Annotated in this window: 17 protein-coding genes; 5 read left to right on the top strand and 12 right to left on the bottom strand. The window is 74.7% G+C overall.

Going from position 1 to position 18,855, the window contains the following annotated elements; all coding sequences use genetic code 11:
• The first annotated feature begins 83 nt into the window (after nucleotides 1-83).
• The gene (locus ACQEVB_RS20825) at nucleotides 84-1,676 is read left to right on the top strand and encodes a hypothetical protein (RefSeq protein WP_432973899.1); all 1,593 of its coding nucleotides are present in this window, start codon (nucleotides 84-86) and stop codon (nucleotides 1,674-1,676) included.
• On the opposite strand, the gene ACQEVB_RS20820 is transcribed toward ACQEVB_RS20825, so the two are convergent.
• The 5 genes from ACQEVB_RS20820 to ACQEVB_RS20800 all read right to left on the bottom strand — a co-directional run bounded on the left by ACQEVB_RS20820 (nucleotide 1,666) and on the right by ACQEVB_RS20800 (nucleotide 6,042).
• Nucleotides 1,666-2,565 (bottom strand): bifunctional 5,10-methylenetetrahydrofolate dehydrogenase/5,10-methenyltetrahydrofolate cyclohydrolase, encoded by a 900-nt coding sequence (locus ACQEVB_RS20820; RefSeq protein ID WP_432973897.1) that lies wholly within the window; start codon nucleotides 2,563-2,565, stop codon nucleotides 1,666-1,668. The genes ACQEVB_RS20825 and ACQEVB_RS20820 overlap by 11 nt on opposite strands.
• A complete protein-coding gene (locus tag ACQEVB_RS20815) occupies nucleotides 2,562-3,098 on the bottom strand; it encodes a cyclodeaminase/cyclohydrolase family protein (protein ID WP_432973895.1) in 537 nt (178 codons plus the stop codon). The genes ACQEVB_RS20820 and ACQEVB_RS20815 overlap by 4 nt, the downstream gene beginning before the upstream one ends.
• Nucleotides 3,099-3,107: 9 nt before the next feature.
• Nucleotides 3,108-4,355 (bottom strand): uroporphyrinogen-III C-methyltransferase, encoded by a 1,248-nt coding sequence (gene cobA, locus ACQEVB_RS20810; RefSeq protein ID WP_432973893.1) that lies wholly within the window; start codon nucleotides 4,353-4,355, stop codon nucleotides 3,108-3,110.
• A gap of 47 nt (nucleotides 4,356-4,402) precedes the next feature.
• Nucleotides 4,403-5,485: a DUF5685 family protein gene (locus tag ACQEVB_RS20805; protein ID WP_432973891.1), complete on the bottom strand. Its 1,083-nt coding sequence runs from the start codon at nucleotides 5,483-5,485 to the stop codon at nucleotides 4,403-4,405.
• 107 nt (nucleotides 5,486-5,592) lie between these two features.
• Nucleotides 5,593-6,042: a winged helix-turn-helix transcriptional regulator gene (locus ACQEVB_RS20800; protein ID WP_432973889.1), complete on the bottom strand. Its 450-nt coding sequence runs from the start codon at nucleotides 6,040-6,042 to the stop codon at nucleotides 5,593-5,595.
• Nucleotides 6,043-6,135: 93 nt separating this feature from the next.
• On the opposite strand from ACQEVB_RS20800, the gene ACQEVB_RS20795 reads away from it, so the two are divergent.
• Nucleotides 6,136-6,519: a TIGR03618 family F420-dependent PPOX class oxidoreductase gene (locus ACQEVB_RS20795; RefSeq protein WP_432973887.1), complete on the top strand. Its 384-nt coding sequence runs from the start codon at nucleotides 6,136-6,138 to the stop codon at nucleotides 6,517-6,519.
• A 5-nt stretch (nucleotides 6,520-6,524) separates the two neighbouring features.
• Here the strand turns inward: ACQEVB_RS20795 and ACQEVB_RS20790 are convergent, their stop codons facing one another.
• A complete protein-coding gene (locus ACQEVB_RS20790; protein ID WP_432973885.1) occupies nucleotides 6,525-7,556 on the bottom strand; it encodes a patatin-like phospholipase family protein in 1,032 nt (343 codons plus the stop codon).
• A 23-nt stretch (nucleotides 7,557-7,579) separates the two neighbouring features.
• Nucleotides 7,580-8,944, bottom strand: a complete 1,365-nt coding sequence (locus tag ACQEVB_RS20785) for a cobyrinate a,c-diamide synthase (protein ID WP_432973883.1) — start codon at nucleotides 8,942-8,944, stop codon at nucleotides 7,580-7,582.
• Between the two features lie 818 nt (nucleotides 8,945-9,762).
• Between ACQEVB_RS20785 and ACQEVB_RS20780 the strand changes: the two genes are divergently transcribed.
• Both ACQEVB_RS20780 and ACQEVB_RS20775 read left to right on the top strand, forming a co-directional pair.
• The gene (locus ACQEVB_RS20780; RefSeq protein WP_432973881.1) at nucleotides 9,763-11,178 is read left to right on the top strand and encodes a hypothetical protein; all 1,416 of its coding nucleotides are present in this window, start codon (nucleotides 9,763-9,765) and stop codon (nucleotides 11,176-11,178) included.
• A 12-nt stretch (nucleotides 11,179-11,190) separates the two neighbouring features.
• Nucleotides 11,191-11,667 carry a hypothetical protein gene (locus ACQEVB_RS20775; RefSeq protein WP_432973879.1) on the top strand — a complete coding sequence of 159 codons (477 nt, stop codon included), beginning with the start codon at nucleotides 11,191-11,193 and terminating at the stop codon, nucleotides 11,665-11,667.
• A gap of 34 nt (nucleotides 11,668-11,701) precedes the next feature.
• Here ACQEVB_RS20775 and ACQEVB_RS20770 read toward each other — a convergent pair whose 3' ends face one another.
• From ACQEVB_RS20770 to ACQEVB_RS20755, 4 genes are all read right to left on the bottom strand, one after another.
• Nucleotides 11,702-12,682 (bottom strand): aldo/keto reductase, encoded by a 981-nt coding sequence (locus tag ACQEVB_RS20770; RefSeq protein WP_432973877.1) that lies wholly within the window; start codon nucleotides 12,680-12,682, stop codon nucleotides 11,702-11,704.
• Nucleotides 12,683-12,841: 159 nt separating this feature from the next.
• On the bottom strand, nucleotides 12,842-13,456 hold the full coding sequence (gene cobO / locus ACQEVB_RS20765; protein ID WP_432973875.1) for a cob(I)yrinic acid a,c-diamide adenosyltransferase: 615 nt from the start codon (nucleotides 13,454-13,456) through the stop codon (nucleotides 12,842-12,844).
• Nucleotides 13,456-15,621: a VWA domain-containing protein gene (locus tag ACQEVB_RS20760; RefSeq protein WP_432973873.1), complete on the bottom strand. Its 2,166-nt coding sequence runs from the start codon at nucleotides 15,619-15,621 to the stop codon at nucleotides 13,456-13,458. The genes cobO and ACQEVB_RS20760 overlap by 1 nt, the downstream gene beginning before the upstream one ends.
• Before the next feature lie 6 nt (nucleotides 15,622-15,627).
• Complete coding sequence (locus ACQEVB_RS20755) at nucleotides 15,628-17,136, bottom strand: cobyric acid synthase (RefSeq protein ID WP_432973871.1); 1,509 nt, start codon at nucleotides 17,134-17,136, stop codon at nucleotides 15,628-15,630.
• 17 nt (nucleotides 17,137-17,153) lie between these two features.
• Between ACQEVB_RS20755 and ACQEVB_RS20750 the strand changes: the two genes are divergently transcribed.
• Entirely contained in the window at nucleotides 17,154-17,960 is an 807-nt protein-coding gene (locus ACQEVB_RS20750; protein WP_432973869.1) for an SURF1 family cytochrome oxidase biogenesis protein, read from the top strand.
• On the opposite strand, the gene ACQEVB_RS20745 is transcribed toward ACQEVB_RS20750, so the two are convergent.
• Complete coding sequence (locus ACQEVB_RS20745) at nucleotides 17,944-18,849, bottom strand: cobalamin biosynthesis protein (protein WP_432973867.1); 906 nt, start codon at nucleotides 18,847-18,849, stop codon at nucleotides 17,944-17,946. The two genes, ACQEVB_RS20750 and ACQEVB_RS20745, sit on opposite strands and share 17 nt — an antisense overlap.
• Nucleotides 18,850-18,855 lie beyond the last annotated feature (6 nt).

The raw sequence follows: 18,855 nt of genomic DNA, 5'->3' as shown, positions 1-18,855 counted from the left end.
GGTACCCCCTACCGTGGATCTCGTCGAGGCACTGCCGGGCGGCACCATCACCGTCCGTTGTTCGGCCGCTAAGGAGCAGACCGATGACCACCCCCGGCCACGACGGCGAGCACAGCGGTGCCATGGACAAGATCAGATCGGCGTGGCGCGAGACCGTCGGCGGCCGGGACGACCACCCCGAACGCCGGGACGACGAGGGCCGCCCGGAGATCTGGGGCGGCCGGTACGGGAACCCGGGTGCCCAGCAGAACCCGCAGGCCGGGCAGCGACCGGGACAGCAACAGGGACAGCAGCAGGGCCTGCCGCAGCGCGTGCCGCGGGCGGCCGGCAGCATCGGGTCGGCCGAGGAGACCCTCGCCGCGCCCGTCCCGGGACCGCCCCCGACCTTCGGCCAGGCCACCCCGCAGGAGGGCAACCACAACGGCACCGGCCCCAACGGCGCTGTCCCCCACGGCGCTGCCCCCAACGGCGCCGTACCCAACGGCCGGCCGAACGGCCGTCCCGACAACGGCCCGTGGCAGGCGCCCGAGCCGCAGCCCGTGCCGTGGCAGGCGGCGCAGCCGATGGCGCGACCGGCCACCCCGCGCCCCCTCAACCGCCCGATGGCCCCGCCCGCGCCGCTCACGGCGACGGATGGTGGGCCCGCCGACCACCCGCCGGCGGTCCCGCAGAACGGTGCCCCGAGTCCGCAACCCGCCGCGGCGCGGCCCGAGCAGCCCGAACCGGCGCAGCCCCCCGTGGCCGAGGCGCGCGCGGTCGCCGAGCCCGTGACCCAGATGTTCCCGTCGACCCGTGCGCCCGAGCCCGCCCGGTCGGAGCGGCCCCCGCCGCGGGAGGAGCGGGCCGACGACACCGAAGCGGCCGCGGACCACGCCCAGGACGACGTCACCGAGGACGCCGCGGACCCTGCCGACCCCGCCGCCGACGAGCTCCCCGAGGACGAGGTCGAGGCGACGGCGGAACCCGAGCAGCCGGCCCGTCCCTCCGTCTGGACCGCACCCGAGCTGGCCGGGCCGCACCGCGGCCCGGGCGCCGACCGGTCAGCGCCGAGCGAGCGGCCCACCACCGAGCCCGACGAGAACCCGAACCGGTTCTCCGACCACGGCAGCGTCGCGCGCACCTGGCACGCTCCGCCGAACGGCTCGGCGAACCGTCCGCGGCGCCGGCACGAGCTGTTCGACGCGCCCGACCCCGCGCAACGGCCCCGCCAGGACCCCAACCCGGTCACGCCGTTCCGCCCCCGCATCGCTGCTCCACCCCCCGCCGCCGACACGCACAGCTCCTCTGCAGCCGGCGGTCCCTCCGACCAGGGAGTTCCCACGGACACCACCGCTTCGACCCAGTCCAGCACGAACACCGCCAACGGCCGCCCGGCTGTCGCCGCCGACAGCCGGACCCCGCCCGCGGGCCTCGAACGGTTCGTCGCCGACGACCGCGCCCAGGCCTACGCGGCCCGCTGGGCCGCGGTGAAGAGCGAGTTCGTCGACGAGCCGCGCGACGCCGTGCGCAAGGCCGACGCGCTCGTCGGCGAGCTGCTCGACGACATCGCGCGCGGGCTCGCCACCCAGCGCGCGCAGCTCGACCGCGGCATCGACGGCGACCGCACCTCCACCGAGGACCTGCGCCTGGCCATGCACCGCTACCGCGACTTCTTCGACCGCCTGCTCAAGTTCTGAGGCGCGCGGCCGCTGCCGCGGCGGTGTTGCGCATCAGCCACACGTCGGTGACCGGGCCGATCCCGCCCGGCACCGGCGTGACGGCCCTGGCGACCTCGGCGACCTCGTCGAGCGCCACGTCACCGACGAGCCGCACCCGCCCGTCGTCGCCGGTGACGGGGTTGATGCCGACGTCGAGCACGATCGCGCCCGGCGCCACGTGCTCGGCCCTGATCAGGCCGGGCACCCCGGCGGCGACGATCAGGACGTCGCCCAGCCGGGTCTGCGCGGCGAGCCGATCGGTGCGGCTGGCCCACTCGTCGCACGACACCACCACGGCCTGCCGCTGGAACGCGAGCGACACCGCGGGTCGGCCCACGTTGCTGGAGCGACCCACGACGGCGATCGTCGAGCGGCGGTAGAACTCGACCGGGTCGAGCTCCTGCTCGGCGAGCCACCCGTCCAGCACGTGGAACACCGCGGCCGGGGTGGACGGGACGAACCGCGGGGTGCCCAGTGCGAGCAGGCCCGCGTTCTCCGGGTGCACCGACTCGATGTCCTTCGCCGGCTCCAGCGCCTGGAAGATCCGGCCCTCGTCGAGGTGCGCGGGCAGCGGCCGCAGCACCAGCACGCCGTGCACCGCCGGGTCGGCGCCGAGGTCCCGCACCACCCGTTCGACGGTGTGCTGCTCGCTGTCGGCGCCCAGGAAGTAGTGGCGGTAGGTGATGCCCAGCTCGTCGGCCTCGGTGCGCAGCCGGCGCTCGTACGCCGCAGCGGCGTAGTCGGTGCCCACCAGCACGGTGGCGAGACCGCAGGTCACGCCGCGGGCGGCCAGCTCGGCCAGCTCGCCGCGCACCTCGTCGGCCAGCTGCTTGGCCACAGCGCGGCCGTCGATGACGTCGGCGGTCATCCTCCGTCCACAGCGGCGAGCACCCGGGACGACGCGGCCACCTCGGCGGCGCGACGCCGGCGCGGCGAGTCCGGCTCGTTCACCGCGACCAGCTCCGCTGCCGCGGCGGCGGAGGCAGCCGCGAGCGCGACGGCCGCAGCGGCGTCCGAGCGCAGGTTCGGGTTGCCCGCCCGGACCAGCTCCCCGGCGAGCTCGGCCACCCGGCCCGCGCACTCGGCCACCTCGGCGGGCACGGCGGCGGCTGCGTCGCGGGCACGTTCCAGCGCGGCCGGTCGACCCTCGTCGTCCGCGGCGAGCGCGGCGCGGTAGGCGGCGAAGGCGGCGGCGTCCGCGTCGGCGAGCACGGCGGCGCGGGCGCGCAGCTCGTCGACCTCGTCGGCGGGCAGGTCGGAGTAGCGCGCGGCCATCGCGGTCAGCGACGCGGCCAGGGCGGTGGTGACGGCGGCGACCGATCCGCCGCCGGGTGTCGGGGTACGGGCGGCGACCGCGTCCAGGAAGTCGCGCACCGGCAGGTCGAGCAGGGAGTCCGGCACTCGTCGAGCCTAGGCGGTGTCGTGCGGGGCGCTGGTCACGGGCCCGTCGACCAGCCCGGCGACCGGGCCGATCACGACGATCGCGGGCGGGCTGACCTCCTCCGCCCGCGCGACGTCGGCGACCGTGGCGAGGGTGGCCCGCACGGTGCGCTGGATGCGGGTGGTGCCGTCCTGCACGATCACGACCGGCGACTGCGGGTCGCGGCCGCCGTCGAGCAGGGCCTCGGCGAACGCGCCGAGCCGCTCGACGGCCATCATCAGCACGAGCGTGCCGCGCAGCCGGGCGAGCGCGGGCCAGTCGACGAGGCTGCGCGGGTCGCCGGGGGCGACGTGCCCGGAGACGACGACGATCTCGTGCGCGACGCCCCGGTGGCTGACCGGCACGTCGGCGATGGCGGGCACGGCGAACGCGCTGGTCACGCCGGGTACGACGGTGACCGGTACGCCGGCCTCCGCGCAGGCGAGGACCTCCTCAAAGCCGCGGCCGAACACGTACGGGTCGCCGCCCTTGAGGCGCACCACGAACTTGCCGGCACGCGCGTGCTCGATCAGCAGCTCGTTGATCTTCTGCTGCTGCATGGCGCGGCCGTACGGGATCTTGCTGGCGTCGATGACCTCCACCGACTCGCCGAGCCGGTCGAGGAGCTCGCGCGGGCCCAGCCGGTCGGTGACGACGACGTCGGCGCGGGCGAGCAGGCGCCGCCCGCGCACGGTGATCAGCTCCGGGTCGCCCGGACCTCCGCCCACCAGCGCCACGCCGGGACGGACGGGTTCCGCAGCGCCCTGGTCGACGGCGTCGGCGAGGCCGCCGGCGAGCGCCTCGACGATCGCCGTGCGCACGGCCGCCGAGCGGCGCGGCCGGCGACCGGCGAGCACGCCGACGGCCAGTCCGTCGTGATGCCCGACGGCGGGCGTGACCGCGGAACCGCCAGGGGCGTGGTCGGCGCGCACGCAGAAGATCTGCCGCTGCTCCGCCTCCGCGCAGACCGCGGCGTTCACCTCGGGGTCGTCGGTGCAGGCCAGCGCGTACCAGGCGGCGTCGAGATCGCCGGTCGCGAAGGGGCGCGCGGTCCAGCGCAGCTCCCCGGCCGCGGCCATGGCCTCCACGGCGGGGGTCACCTCGGGGGCGATCAGCTCGACGTCGGCGCCGGCCGCGACCAGCCCCACGACGCGCCGCTGCGCGACGCTGCCCCCGCCCACGACGACGACGCGCCGGCCGGTGAGGTCCAGCCCCACGAGGTAGGGCGCCACCGTCACTGGTCCTCCTGCCGTCGATCGTTGAACCCGCAAAGGATAGTCGCCGGTCAGCCGCCGCAGTCGCAGCAGTTGCAACACTCACAGCAGTCGCCGCAGCCGTCGCAGGCATCGCACCCGTCGCAGCCGCAGTTGGTGCACCAGCCCTCCCGGCGCTTACCCGACCACGGCCCCTCGTACTCGCCGCAGCACACCTGGCAGGTGCAGCACAGCACCAGCGCGACGCCGCAACCCTGCAGCAGCCCGCGGCGGCGGGTCGGCTCCATCTCGACGGGCTTCGGGTCGGCGTGCGCGAAGGCGTGCTGCACGGAGCGTTCCAGCTCGTGGACGAGCAGCCGGTGCGCGAGCCGGCCGCTCGCCGGCGACGCCCACGTGACGTCGGCCAGCGCGAGCCGCACGCCCAGCACGGCGTCGTCGGCGTGCCGGCGGGCCGAGGCCAGGTCGGTACCGGTCGCGACCAGCGGGTTCCACGCCCCCGTGCGGGTGTCGGCTTCGAGGTCCTCGACGGCGTCGAGCAGGTGGGCGAGGCGGCCGAAGAGCCGTCCGGCTTCCGTGAGCGGGACGACGTTCGCCGGTCGGTCGGCGAGCACCGCGGTGTGCGCGAACGCGGCGCCGGTGGCGGTCTCGGTCGGCTCGGTGACGGCGAGCAGCGACGCCGCGGCACGTTCGGCGGCGGGCTGGCGGGCCACCGCGTCCAGCAGCACGCCGGCGTCGAGGCCGAGCGCGGCAGCGTCGGCCCGCGCGTGGGTGGCCCACCGCTGCGCGAGGCCGGTGGCGGCGCGGGCGAGCCGGGGCCGGGCGAGCGGGCCGTCGCCGTCGACGGCGTGGTCGGCGAGGGTGGCCGACGCCAGCATCAACGACACGACCGCCGCGAGCCGGGCGCCCTCCCCCGTCGCGACGGTCGCCGTGCGCATGCCGCGCAGCGGGCACGGGCCGGCCCGCCGGCTGGTCGCCTCGGCGACCTGCGCCTGCACGAGCACGGAGATCAGCAGCCCGTCGTAGTTGGTCGCGACGCGGGCCAGGTGGCCGTGGGCGTCGCGCAGGGCCAGGCAGAGGCCGCACAGATGCCCGATCCACTGGTCGCGCAACGCCGGGCCGAGGGTGTGGCGACAGGGCCGGATCATGCCGAACACCAGCGCAGCCTAAGGGCGCAGGGCGGACCCACCGCTCACGCATACCTTCGGGTGCTCGCGCACATGCTGGGACGTGTGCGTGAGCGCATCAGGATGTGCGCGAGTGGCTAGGCGGCGCCGGGCCCCGCCAGCTGGTCGACGTCGTCGGCGTGCATCGGTTCGCCGCAGTGCGAGCAGCGCAGCTCGACGTGGCTGATCTCGCCGCAGGCGTGGTGGCGGAGGAGGACGGGCGGGCCGGCCGCCCCGGCCAGCCACTTGTCACCCCACGCAACCATCGTCATCAGCACGTCGACGAGCTCGGTGCCCATTTCCGTCAGCACGTACTCGTGGCGGGGGCGGTTGTCGTAGGGACGGCGCGTGAGCACGCCCCGGTCGACGAGGTGGGTCAGCCGCTCGGCGAGGACCTTGCGGGAGATGCCCAGCTCGGCCTGCAGGTCGTCGAAGCGGGTGATGCCGACCCAGATGTCGCGCAGGATCAGCGGTGTCCAGGGTTCCCCGGCGACGTCGGCCGTGCGGGCGATCGAGCAGGCCAGCTCGCCGAAGTGGGTGCGTTGCATGGGACGAGTCTAGCAATTGGGGTTCCCTGAGGGAACTCTGTCGTGCTACGGTCTCTGCGTTCCCTCAAGGAACCCAAACGACAGGAGACCCCGATGCTGAACGCCGACGTCCGCGCCGCCATCGACAACAAGGCCCTCGCGCACCTCGCCACCGTCACCCCCGACGGCGCCCCGCACGCCGTGCCCGTCTTCGTCACCACGCTGGGCGAGCGGATCGCGTTCTTCACCGGCCCGCACACCCGCAAGGCCCGCAACCTGCAGCAGGACCCGCGCGTCGCGCTCTCGCTGGCGAGCGCCGACAACCCGTTCACACCCATGGTCGTCCGCGGGCGGGTCGTCGAGTGGATCGACGGCGACGCCGGCTGGGCGCTCGTCGACGAGATCCAGATCAAGTACACCGGCGCGCCCTACCCGCGCGGCGAGGAGCGCGTCGTCGCGATCATCGAGCCCGAGCGGCAGACGGTCGGCGTGGGCTGAATGCGCTAAGCAGCGCCCTCCTGCAGGCCGTCGTCGTCGGCGGAGGCGGCGAACGCGGCGGCCAGTGCGCCGCGGGAGGTCGCCAGCGCGGTGTCCAGGACCCGTTCGCGCCGGCGCGGGTTCATCAGGTTGCCGCCCATGGCGGCGAGGTCGGCAGGGCCGGGCGTGAGCACGGTGACCCGCATGCCCGCGGCCCGCACGGCCTCCACCTCTGCGTCGAGCCAGCGGGTGAGCAGGCGCCGCAGCTTCCGTTCCAGCTGCGAGAGCGGGTCGCCAGGGCAGTCGTAGACGTGGCTCGCCATCGGCGCGAGGACGATCACCTCGTCCAGCTCGGGAGCGCCGGGCCGAGCGAGGAGCCCCAGCGACGTGGACGAGGCGATGCCGCCGTCGACGTAGCGGCGGCCCCCGATGACCTGCGGGGCGAACCAGCCGGGGATGGAGCAGGACGCGAGCACCGCCTCGCCGACGCTCGATCGCGGCCCGCCGGCGCGGCCGAACACGACGCGCCGACCCGAGTCGTAGTCGACGGCCGCGATCCACAGCGGGTTGCCCGGGATCCAGCCGTCCTCGGTGACACCGACCCGGGTCTGCATCGCGGCGACCATGTCGACGACCGAGTGCATCCGGGCCCGGCCGAGCGGCACCAGCGCGGACGCGACGACGACCGGGTTGAGCGAGCGCGGGCGCATCACGGCCGAGGCGAGCAGGCCGGGCGAACCCAGCCACGGCCACGGCACCGGTGGCAACCCGTTGCCCGTCTCGCGCTCGATCCGGCGGATGTCCGGCAGCGCGACGACGTTCTCGAGGTCGGGCGCGAGATCGCCGGGGTCGGCGCCCTGCTGGTGGGCCAGCAGCTCGTCGACGCTCTGGCCGCAGCGCAGCGCCGAACCGAGCACGCTGCCGGCGCTCGTTCCGACGATCAGCTCCAGGTCGCCGAGCGGGCGATCGATCATGTCCTGCAGCGCGACGAGCGCGCCCGTGGTCCAGGCAGAGCCGAGCAGGCCCCCCGCCCCCAGCACAAGTCCGGTCCGAACCATGTCACCCTCCTCGCTGAAGGCCCCTACTCAAGAGTAGAGAGCCTCAGCGTAGATCGGGATACATCGTTCTGCACGGCGGACACGAACTTGTCGACGATCGACGGCGTGCCCGCGGGGTGCGTGTGCAGGAAGGATGCGTGCACACCGCCCAGCACGAAGCCCTCCGGATCGGCTCCGCGCCAGGCCCAGGCCGGGTGCGCGCCGGCGCGCGGCGTCACCGCGCAGCGGTGGAACTCGTGGCCGCTCACCCGCTCTCCCGCGGAGAGCAGCGGCGAGTCGGAGAGCGCGACGGCGCTGCGGTAGCCCAGCGTCAGGCGGGCGGTCATCGCGGCCCGCGCCGGGAGCACCCCGCACATGGGCGCCCCGCCGAGGCTCTCGCACAGGTACAGCAGCCCCCCGCACTCGGCGTGCACGGGCGCCCCGGACGCGGCCAGCGCAGCGACGTCCGCGCGCAGCCCGGCGTTCGCGCCCAGCTCGGCGACGTGCTCCTCGGGGAAACCGCCGGGCAGGACGAGCGCCTGCGTCCCGGTCGGGAGCCGCTCGTCGCGCAGCGGGTCGACGACGGCGACGTCGGCGCCCGCGGCGTCCAGCAGCTCCCGGTGCTCGGCGTACCCGAAGGTGAAGGCCGGGCCGCCGAACACCGCGACCAGCGGATGTCGGCCGCGGGGCCGCTCCCCCGGCGACCACACGGGCCCGTCGGGCAGCGGGGTCGCCAGCGCCGCGACGGCGTCCAGGTCGACGTGGGCGGCGACCAGCTCGGCCATCGCGTCCACCGCGGCGTGCGCCGCCGGCCCGTGCTCGGCCGCGGTGACGAGGCCGAGGTGGCGCGACGGCACCGCGAGCGCGTCCCGGCGCGGGAGCGCACCGAGCACCGGCAGACCCGCCTCGTCGGCAGCGGCGCGCAGGACCTGCTCGTGGCGCTCGCTGCCGACCCGGTTCAGCACGACCCCCGCCACGCGGACGTCGGCGTCGAACGAGCGGAACCCGTGCAGCAGCGCGGCCAGGCTGCGCGCCTGCCCGCGGCAGTCGACCACCAGGACCACCGGAGCCCCCAGCAGGCCCGCGACCTGCGCCGTCGAGCCCTCCCCGTCGTCGATCCGGCCGTCGAACAGACCCATGACGCCCTCGACGACCGCGATCTCCGCCCCCGCGGCTCCGTGCCGGGCGAGCGGCGCGATCCGCTCTGCGCCGACCAGCACGGGGTCGAGGTTGCGGCCCGGCCGGCCGGCGGCGAGCGTGTGGTAGCCGGGGTCGATGTAGTCGGGCCCGACCTTGAACGGGGCGACGGTCGTCCCGCGGCGGCGCAGCGCGGCCATGAGCCCGGTGGCGAGGGTCGTCTTGCCGGAGCCGGAGGACGGAGCGGCGACGACGAGAGCCCGGGCATTCACGTCCCGGGGTCCAGCCGCTGCAGCAAAGCCAGTTGCATGCCGGAATCTTGCGTGAAGGTGGCTTTGCTGTCACACCCCGCCGTGACGTGCGGAATCGGCCCCGTGCCAGGGGAGGTCACTCGGGCCGCCGCGGTGCTGGCCTGCATCGCGGGCGAGCAACGCCAGGCGGCACGGCCACCATGCACCCGGTGTCCCAGCACCGGGACGGGTGCACCCTCGGCACCGCCCGTCAACGTCTGCGATGTGCTCCACAACCAACCGCGCGACCACCCCGGGCCACAACGCCAGCACCTCGACCGCGCCCCGCCACTGCGCCGCTTCGTCTCCGTTCACGCGCCGACCACCCGACGGATCACCCATGCCGGGCGCGGTCGAACCGGCGGACGGCCCCGGGACACGACGACACGGCGATGAGACGTCGGAGGCGACGATGCCGGGGATCGCGTCCCGGATCGGTGCAAGGCGAACGTGCCGTGCACGTTCCGCCGCCGCCGATGACGACCACCAGGAGGCCGCACAGGCCTGGGCAAGATCGAAAGCAGCGATGCGGCGACACAGCGCGCCGCCGTCGCCACTACCGCCGCGAACGCACCGCAACCCATGCCAGAACCGTCCGGTGCGCCACCCGGTACGGGGAGGCCACGCACACGGGCACCTACCGGTCAGCCACGGGCAGCCCACGGTCAACGGGGCAAGGAGGGGCAACGTCGCACGGCGAGCCCAGCACCGCCCGTGAAACCCTAATATCGCGCGGCAGGGTGAGCGGCAGGGCAACTCGAGGTGCGCCTGGCGCGGGGCGATCAGGGAGGTGACTGGCGGTGGCGACCGAGCAGAACCGTCTGCTGCGCGCCGCTCGCGAGTCCACCCCATCCCCCGGCGCACCCGGCGAGCCGATGTCCCGTGCCGAACTCGCCGATGCCGTCAACACGTGGTTGTGGCACCACACCGGCACCCGATACGAACTCGACGATCATTTGATCGGCAAGTGGGAACGCGGGATCGTCCGTTGCCCGATCCGCGAGTACCGGGCCGCGTTGCGCGCGGTGCTCGGCGTCGACTCCGACGCAGCCTTGGGGTTCTACTCCGTTCGCCGCACTACCGCCTCCGCAGCCGCTGTCATGCCGACGGCAGGGTCGGGGCCGTGGACCCGCGACGACATCGCCGTCGACGCCACCGAAGCGGCGCAGCAGTACTTGATCAGCCGTAGAGCGGCCGTGCGCGGTGCCGCCGCCATCCTCGGCGGCCCTACCCTGCTGGCCCCGCTGGCGCCGTGGCTGTCCCCGCTCGCCGACGATCCCGGACTCGCAGCGCGACGCGGTCCGTTCGCGCTCGCCGAGGTGGAGGCCATCGAATCGGTCACCGCAGGGTTCCGCGCCTGGCGCTCGACCGCTGGGCTGGGTCGCACCGCCGTCGTCGGGCAACTCGCCGACATCGTCGACCGCGTCCACACCGCACCCGAGGGACCCCTGACGAATCGGGTGTTCTGTGCCGCTGCCGAACTGGCCAAGATCAGCGGGGCGATGGGGTTCGACGCGGGCCATTACCCGTCCGCCGCCGAGCACTACGTGATGGCGGCCCGCCTGGCGAAAGCAGGCGGCAACACCTCGTTCGGTGCTGTCGCACTCGCCGCCCTCGCACGACAGTTGTTCGATCTCGGACGGCCCGCAGACGGTTTGGAAGTCGTCGCGCTCGCCCAGCGCGGCACTGCGCACAACACCACTCCGGCCCTGTCGGCGATGCTCGCCACCCGCCAGGCATGGGGCCACGCCCAACGCGGCGAGACGTACGCGTTCGAACGCGCCGTCGACATCGCCGAAACCGCCCACAGCGACGCGGACCCCAAGACGGAACCGCGCTGGCTGTCCGGCCTCGACAGTGCCGAACTCGCCGGGGTGATCGGCGCCCGGTACCGCGACCTCGCCCGGCACGAGCCCCGTCACGCCCACAACGCGATCGTCTACATCGGACGCGCGATCGCCACCCGCGACCCGCGCCGCAGCCGCAACCGCGCCCTCGACATGATCAGTCTCGCCCGTTCCCAAGTACTGACCGGCGACCACGAGCAGTCCGCCGTCAGCATCGCCACCGCGTTGCCGCTCATCGACCGGGCCCGCCCCGGTCGCCTCGCGCGCAAGCTCGCCGACTGGCACCGCGAAACCGAACCGCTCACCCGCGTGGCCGCGATCCGCGAAACCCGCGACATCATCCGTGAGCTACTCCCGACAACCGCATGAGAGGCGAACGGCGTGCGCGTAGGAATCACCGGCCACTCCAACATCACCGTGGACTCGGTACCAGCCATCTCCGAGGCTCTGCGCGCCACCCTCGCCGACGCGGCGAAGCCACTCGTCGGGATCTCGTGCCTTGCCCGCGGCGCGGACCAACTGTTCGCCACCGTGGTCCTGGAACTCGGCGGAACCCTGGAGGTCATCCTCCCAGCCGCGGACTATCGCGAGAACAAGGTCAAACCCGCCAACCGCGAGCAGTTCGAAACCCTGATCGGCAAGGCTGACAAGGTGCACGTCATGCCGTTCGAAACCTCGAACCGCGAGGCATACGAGGCGGCCAACGAAAACCTTCTCGACACCGCCGACGTGCTCGTCGCCGTCTGGGACGGCGCACCACCCGACGGCAGGGGTGGGACCGGGGACACCGTACGAGTCGCCCGGGAAAGGCGCATTCCCGTCACCGTTGTGTGGCCCCCTGGCGCGCGCCGGGAGTAGCAGCCACACGCAACGCACCAGGCGACCGCGCGCCTCACACGTGCCCGGACACCGCACGCGGGACGTACGGCGACTCCAGCGACTCGATCTCCTCCGCCGACAGCTCCAGGTCCACCGCCGCGACGGCGTCCTCGACGTGCCCGGGCTTGGTGGCGCCGATGATCGGCGCGGTGACGGCGTCGCGGTGCAGCAGCCACGCGAGCCCCACCTGGGCACGGGAGACGCCCCGGCTCTCCGCGATCTTGCCCACCGCGGTGATGACGGCGTCGTCGGCGGCCGCGACGGAGCCGTAGAGGCTGTCACCGATCACGTCGGTGGCGGACCGGACGGTGCTGCGGTCGTCGGCGGGCCGGCTGAGCCGCCCGCGCGCGAGCGGGCTCCACGGGATCACGCCCACGCCCGTCTCGACGCAGTACGGGAGCATCTCCCGCTCCTCCTCGCGGTAGAGGAGGTTGTAGTGGTCCTGCATCGAGACGAAGCGGGTCCAGCCGTTCAGGTCGGCGACGTGCTGCGCGGTCGCGAACTGCCACGTCCACATGCTCGACGCGCCGATGTACCGGGCCTTGCCGGCGCGCACGATGTCGTGCAGCGCCTCCATCGTCTCCTCGATCGGCGTGTCGTAGTCGTAGCGGTGGATCTGGTAGAGGTCGACGTGGTCGGTGCCGAGGCGGCGCAGGGACGCGTCGATGGACGCCATGATGTGCTTGCGCGACAGGCCCTGGTCGTTGGGTCCGTCACCGTGCGGGTAGTAGACCTTGGTGGCGAGGACGTAGTCGTCCCGGCTCGGGAACAGCTCCCCGAGCAGCGTGCCGGTGACCTCCTCGCTGGCGCCGAGCGAGTACATGTCGGCGGTGTCGAAGAACGTCACCCCGGCCTCGACGGCGCTGCGCACGAGCGGGCGCGCCGCGTCGAGGTCGAGCACCCAGTCCCGCCACGACGGCGAGCCGTAGCTCATCATGCCGAGGCAGATGCGGGAAACCTTCAGTCCGGTGGTGCCGAGGCGCGTGTACTCCACGCCTCGACACTAGATCAGGCCGGCGGGCTGAAGCACAGGACGGCCACGGCCAGAGCTCGCCGCCGCGCGCCCCTGAGCCCGCGTCGAGAACGACGTTGTCGTGATCGAACAGCCCTGTTGATCACGACAACGTCGTTCTCGACGGAGGTCCGAAGCGGGTCACCACTCGATGCCGCGCTGACCCTTCTGCCCGGCGTCCATGGGGTGCTTGATCTTCGTGGTCTGCAGCACCAGGTCGGCGGCCTCGATCAGCTCGGGCGCGGCGTCGCGGCCGGTGATGATCACGTGCTGCCGCCCCTGCCGCGTCGCGAGCACCTCGACGACCTCGGCGACGTCGACCCACCCCCACTTCATGGGGTAGGTGAACTCGTCGAGCACGTACATGTCGTGGGTCTGCGCCTCGATCCGGCGGCGGATCTCCGCCCAACCCTCGGCCGCGGCGGCCGCGTGGTCGGCCTCGCTGCCCTGCTTGCGGGCCCACGACCAGCCCTCGCCCATCTTGTGCCACTCGACGGGCCCGCCGGCGCCGGTCTCGACGTGCACCCGGTGCAGCGCCTTGAACGCCTCCTCCTCGCCGACCTTCCACTTCGCCGACTTCACGAACTGGAACACGCCGATCGACCAGCCCTGGTTCCACGCCCGCAGCGCGGTGCCGAAGGCGGCCGTGGACTTGCCCTTCATCTCGCCGGTGTGCACGACGAGCAGCGGCCGGTTGCGCCGCTGCCGGGTGGAGAGCCCGTCGTCGGGCGTGACGGGGACCTGTCCCTGCGGCATCAGGCGGCCCACACAGCCTGGACGATGCCCGCCACGCGATCGGCGGACAGCTCCCCGATCCCGACCAGTGCACCCTGCGCGGCCTCGGCGAGCTGCGCGGCCAGCCCGAGCCGGACGGGCCCGGCCTCGCAGTCGACGACGACGGTCGCGACGCCGTCCGCGGCGAGCAGGGCAGCTGCGCGGCACGCGTCGCGGACCGGGTCGCTGCCCGGCCGTGCGGCGACCGTCGCCCGCCCGTCGGTCAGCACCACCAGCAACGGTCGCCTGCGCGGATCGCGCAGCCGCTCCACCTGCAACACCTTCCGCGCGCGCAGCAGGCCGTCGGCCAGCGGGGTGCGCCCGCCCGTGCTCAGGTGCGCGAGCCGGGCCTGCGCCGCCGGCACGCTGGACGTGGGCGGCAGGGCGACCTCGGCCCCACCGGCCCGGAACGTCACCATCCCGACCTTGTCGCGACGCTGGTAGGCGTCGCGCAGCAGCGACAGCACGGCCCCGGTCACGGCGGACATGCGCCGCCGCGCGGCCATCGACCCGGACGCGTCGACCGCGAACAGCACCAGGTTGCCCTCCCGACCCTCCCGGACGGCCCCGCGCAGGTCGGCGGCCGTCAGCTGCAGCCGATCGTCCGTTCTCCCGCGACCGGCAGCCGCCACCACGGTGGCCGGCAGGTGCAGGTCACCGGGCCGCTGCGGCGCCGATCCGGTCGCGCGCACGACCCGGCCGGAGTCGGTGCGCGCCCGCGAGCGCTTCCCCGGCGCACCTTCACCGAGCCCGGGCACGCGCAGCAGCCGCGCCCGGAACGGCTGGCCGGGCGGCGGGGCCGGACGGGTCGCGCCGTCGCCCGACGGCCGCTCGGCCCCTTCGCTCGGGTCGGAGCGGTCGGGCGGAGGAGCGCCCCCACCCTCGGGCGGTTCCGGCGGCTCGTCCGGTGGACCGGCCTGGTCCAGCGCATCCTCCAGGGCCTGCTCGTCGATCCCGGGCTCGTCGAACGGGTCGCGGCGGCGCCGGTGCGGCAGCGCCAGCCGGGCCGCCACGCGCACGTCCTCCTCGTCGACCCGGGCAGCGCCGCGCAGGGCCGCGTGGGCACGGGCGGCGTGCGCGATGACCAGGTCGGCGCGCATCCCGTCGACCTCGAACGCCGCGCACACCGACGCGATCCGCCGCAGCTCCGTGTCGGGCAGCTCGACGGCCGGGAGCTTCTGCTGGGCCGCCTCGATCGACTCGGCGATGTCCCGCTCGGCGTCGGCCCACTGCGCGACGAACCCGGCCGGGTCGGCCTCGAACGCCATGCGCCTGCGCACCACCTCGACCCGGGTGTCGACGTCGCGCGCGGCCCGCACCTCGACGGCGAGCCCGAAGCGGTCGAGCAGCTGCGGGCGCAGCTCCCCCTCCTCCGGGTTCATCGTGCCGACCAGCAGGAACCGGGCGGCGTGCGTGACCGACACCCCGTCCCGCTCGACGTGCACGCGACCCATCGCGGCGGCGTCGAGCAGCGAGTCGACGAGGTGGTCGGGCAGCAGGTTGACCTCGTCGACGTAGAGGACACCGCGGTGGGCCTGCGCGAGCAGCCCCGGCCGGAACGCGCTCGTGCCCTCCTGCAGCACCTTCTCGAGATCGAGCGAGCCGACCAGCCGATCCTCCGTCGCACCGACGGGCAGCTCGACGAGCGGCGCCCGTTCCAGCCGGAACGGCACCGCTCGACGCAGCGGCGTGACCGGGACGGGCGGCGGACCGGCCGCCGCGCGTTCGGCCAGGACGCGCGCAGCGAGCTCGATGCGGAACTCGCTCGCGTCCGGGTGCCGGCGGCGAGCCTCCGCCAGAAGCTCCTCGCCCGTCATCTCGACGAGCCGGCGGTGCTCGGCCAGCTCCTCGGCGTGCCGCGCCCGGGCCTCTGCTGAGGCGGACCGTTCGTCGGCGTCGGTGCGGTGCGGGCCGTCCGGGCAGCTCGGATCGGGTGCGGTGGCGTCGCAGCGGAAGCGGCACCCGTCGGCGACGAGCTGCTGGGGCAGCAGCGCGGCGAGCGCGCGCACGACCGTCGACTTCGCGGTGCCCTTCTCCCCGCGCACCAGCACCCCGCCGATGCCCGGGTGCACGGCGTTGAGCAGCAGCGCGAGGCGCAGGTCGGCGTGGCCGACGACGGCGGAGAACGGGAAGGCAGGCGTGGACATCACCGGTCAGCGTGCCAGACCGGAGGTGACGATCGGGAGATCCGTCGGCGCCCCGTGATTGATCACATGTTCAAGTGCGCAGAGGTCGACGTGCCGCTCGACGAGGTCGCCGAGCAGGTCGAGCTGTGCAGCGCGCACGGCGGCGAAACAGGTGTCCGGTGCGGCGACGAACCCGGTGCGGCCCGCCTGCTCGGCCACCCGCGCGAGCAGCAGCCTGCGGAACGCGTCGTTCTCCAACAGGCCGTGCCAGTGGCTGCCCAGTACGACGCCCGCGTCGCTGCCCTCGCCGTCGCCCAGTTCGGGGTCACCGGAGCGCACCACCTGCCCGTGGTGGATCTCGTAGCCGGTGACGGGCACGCCCCACGCCGTGCCGGACGGGGTGGCGAGGGTCTTGCGCGGCACGAACTCGATCTCCAGGTCGAGCAGGCCCAGCCCGTCCGCGGACGCGCCCTCGACGCCGTGCGGATCGGCGATGCGCCGCCCGAGCATCTGGTAGCCGCCGCAGATCCCCAGCACCGGGCGGCCGGCTCGGACGTGGGCGAGGAGGGCGTCGGCGAGGCCCGTGCGGCGCAGCCAGTCCAGGTCGGCGACGGTGGACTTGGACCCAGGCAGCACCACGAGGTCGGCGTCGGCCAGCCGCGACGGCTCAGTCACGTACCGCACGGACACCCCCGGCTCGCTGGCCAGCGCCTCGGCGTCGGTGGCGTTGGAGATGCGGGGCAGCCGAACGACCGCGACCCGCAGCCACTGGCTGCCGTGCGGCGGCGCGGGCGCGCCCAGCACGCCGTCGGCGACGGCGGACAGCGAGTCCTCGGCGTCGAGCCACAGCCCGTCCGCCCACGGGACGACGCCGAACGTGGGCCGGCCCGTGAGCGCGTGCAGCTGGTCGAGACCCGGCGCCAGCAGGGCCGGGTCCCCGCGGAACTTGTTGACCACGAACCCGGCGATGCGCGCCTGGTCGGCGGCGTCGAGCACGGCGACCGTGCCGAACAGGTGCGCGAGCACGCCGCCGCGGTCGATGTCGCCGACCACGACCACGGGCAGGTCGGCGGCCTGCGCGAGCCCCATGTTCGCGATGTCGTTCGCCCGCAGGTTGATCTCCGCCGGGGAGCCCGCGCCCTCGCACACCACCACGTCGAACCGCGTGCGCAGGTCGGCCAGCGACGCCGTCACGACGTCGAGCAGGGCGGCCTTGCGCTGCTGGTAGCTCTGCGCGCTGACCACGCCGTCGGCGCGTCCGCGCACCACGACCTGCGACGACCGGTCGCTCCCCGGCTTGAGCAGCACCGGGTTGAAGTCGACGCTCGGCGCCAGCCCGCACGCGTGCGCCTGCATCGCCTGCGCCCGGCCGATCTCGCCGCCGTCGACGGTGACCACCGAGTTGTTCGACATGTTCTGCGCCTTGAACGGCGCCACCGCCACCCCGCGGCGGCGCAGCACGCGGCACAGGCCGGCCACGAGCACGCTCTTGCCCGCGTCCGACGTCGTACCCGCGACGAGAAGCGCACCCTGCACGGGCCTACCGTAGGCACGTGCGATTCCTGCTGCGTCCGGGCTGGGTGGCGCTGATCGTCGCCGTGATCGGGTTCGCGGTGGCCTGCTACACGCTGCTCGCCCCGTGGCAGTTCGGGCGGGAGGCCCAGCGCGACGCCCAGCAGCAGGCGATCGACACCGCGAACGCCGCACCACCCGTCCCCCTCGCCGAGCTGTCGCCGGCCGGCACCGGCGTCACCCCGGGGATCGAGTGGCGGAAGGTGCAGGTCAGCGGCACCTACCTGCCGGCAGCGGAGACGCTGGTGCGGCTGCGTGTCGTCGACGGGGCGCCCGCGTTCGAGGTGCTGACCCCGCTGCGCACCGACGACGGCCGGCAGGTGCTCGTCGACCGCGGGTACGCGGCCGCCGGTTCCGGGGCGAGCGTGCCGCAGATCGCCGCGCCACCCGCCGGACCGGTCACGCTCGTGGCCCGGCTGCGGGTCGACGAGACCGACCCGCAGGCCCGTCCGGGCACGGTGCTGGACGGGAAGCGGCAGGTCTGGGCCGCCGACTCGCGCACGGTCGCCGCGGCCGCCGGCATCGAGCTGGAACCGGGCTACCTGACGCTGGAGGCAGGGCAGCCGGGCGTCCTGCAGCCGGTGCCGGTCGTGCCGACGGCGGCGGGGAGTGCGCCGTTCACGAACTTCTCCTACGCCCTGCAGTGGCTGACCTTCGGCGCGATCGCGATCTTCGCCCTGGTGTGGTTCGTGCGGCTGGAGCTGCTGCAGCGCGGCGGCCGCAAGCGCACCCGCAGCGAGCTGCGCGCCGCGCTCGCCGGCGACGACGAGGTCAGCGAGCGACGGTAGCGGCGACCACGGCCGCGAGCGCCGCGACCGCACGGGAGAGCCGCGCCGCCCGGCGCAGGTCACCGGCGTCCGGCGGCGGCCCGTCACCGAGCCGGGGCCGCTCCTCGACGCCGTGCCGGTAGACCGTCAGCCCGCCGAGGGTGACGCCCAGCGCCCCCGCCCACGCCGCCTCGACGGGACCCGCGTTGGGGCTGGGGTGGCGGTGCCCGTCGCGGCGCGCGGCCCGGAGCGCGGCCCACCCGGAGTCGCGGGCCGACGCCGCCACCAGGCCCACCGTCACCCGCGCGGGCACCCAGTTCGCCACGTCGTCCAGCCGCGCCGCGGCCCAGCCGAAGCTCGCGTACCGCGGGTTGCGGTAGCCGATCATCGCGTCCAGCGTGTTGACGGCGCGGTAGCCGAGCAGCCCCGGGATCCCCGCCACCGCACCCCACAGCAGCGGCGCGACGACGGCGTCGGACGTGTTCTCCGCCATCGACTCGGTGCCCGCGCGGGCCATGCCGGCGACGTCGAGCAGGTCGGGGTCGCGCCCGCACAGCGACGGGATGCGCGCCCGCGCGGCCGCCGCGTCGCCGGCGTCGAGCTCGTCGGCCAGTGCTGTTCCGTGCCGGGCGAGCGACGAGCCGCCGAGCACCGTCCAGGTCGCGGCGGCGGTCAGCACCGCCCGCGCGACGGGGTGCCGCACCCGTTCAGCGAGGACGCCCAGCCCCACCGCGCCTCCGACCAGCAGCGCGACGTGCGCGGCGCCGGCTGCCCGGGAGTCGGCGTACGTGCGGCGTTCGAGCGACGCCGCGACCGTCCCGAACCCGGCGACGGGGTGGAGGCGCCGCGGGTCGCCGAACGCGACGTCGGCGGCCCACCCCAGCAACAGCCCCACCGAACGTGCCCGCACGCCGCG

The sequence above is a fragment of the Pseudonocardia sp. CA-107938 genome (assembly GCF_050936315.1).
Lineage (GTDB): Bacteria > Actinomycetota > Actinomycetes > Mycobacteriales > Pseudonocardiaceae > Pseudonocardia.
The sequence above is the reverse complement of the archived record's forward strand: the minus strand, read 5'-3'. Positions and strand labels throughout refer to the sequence as shown.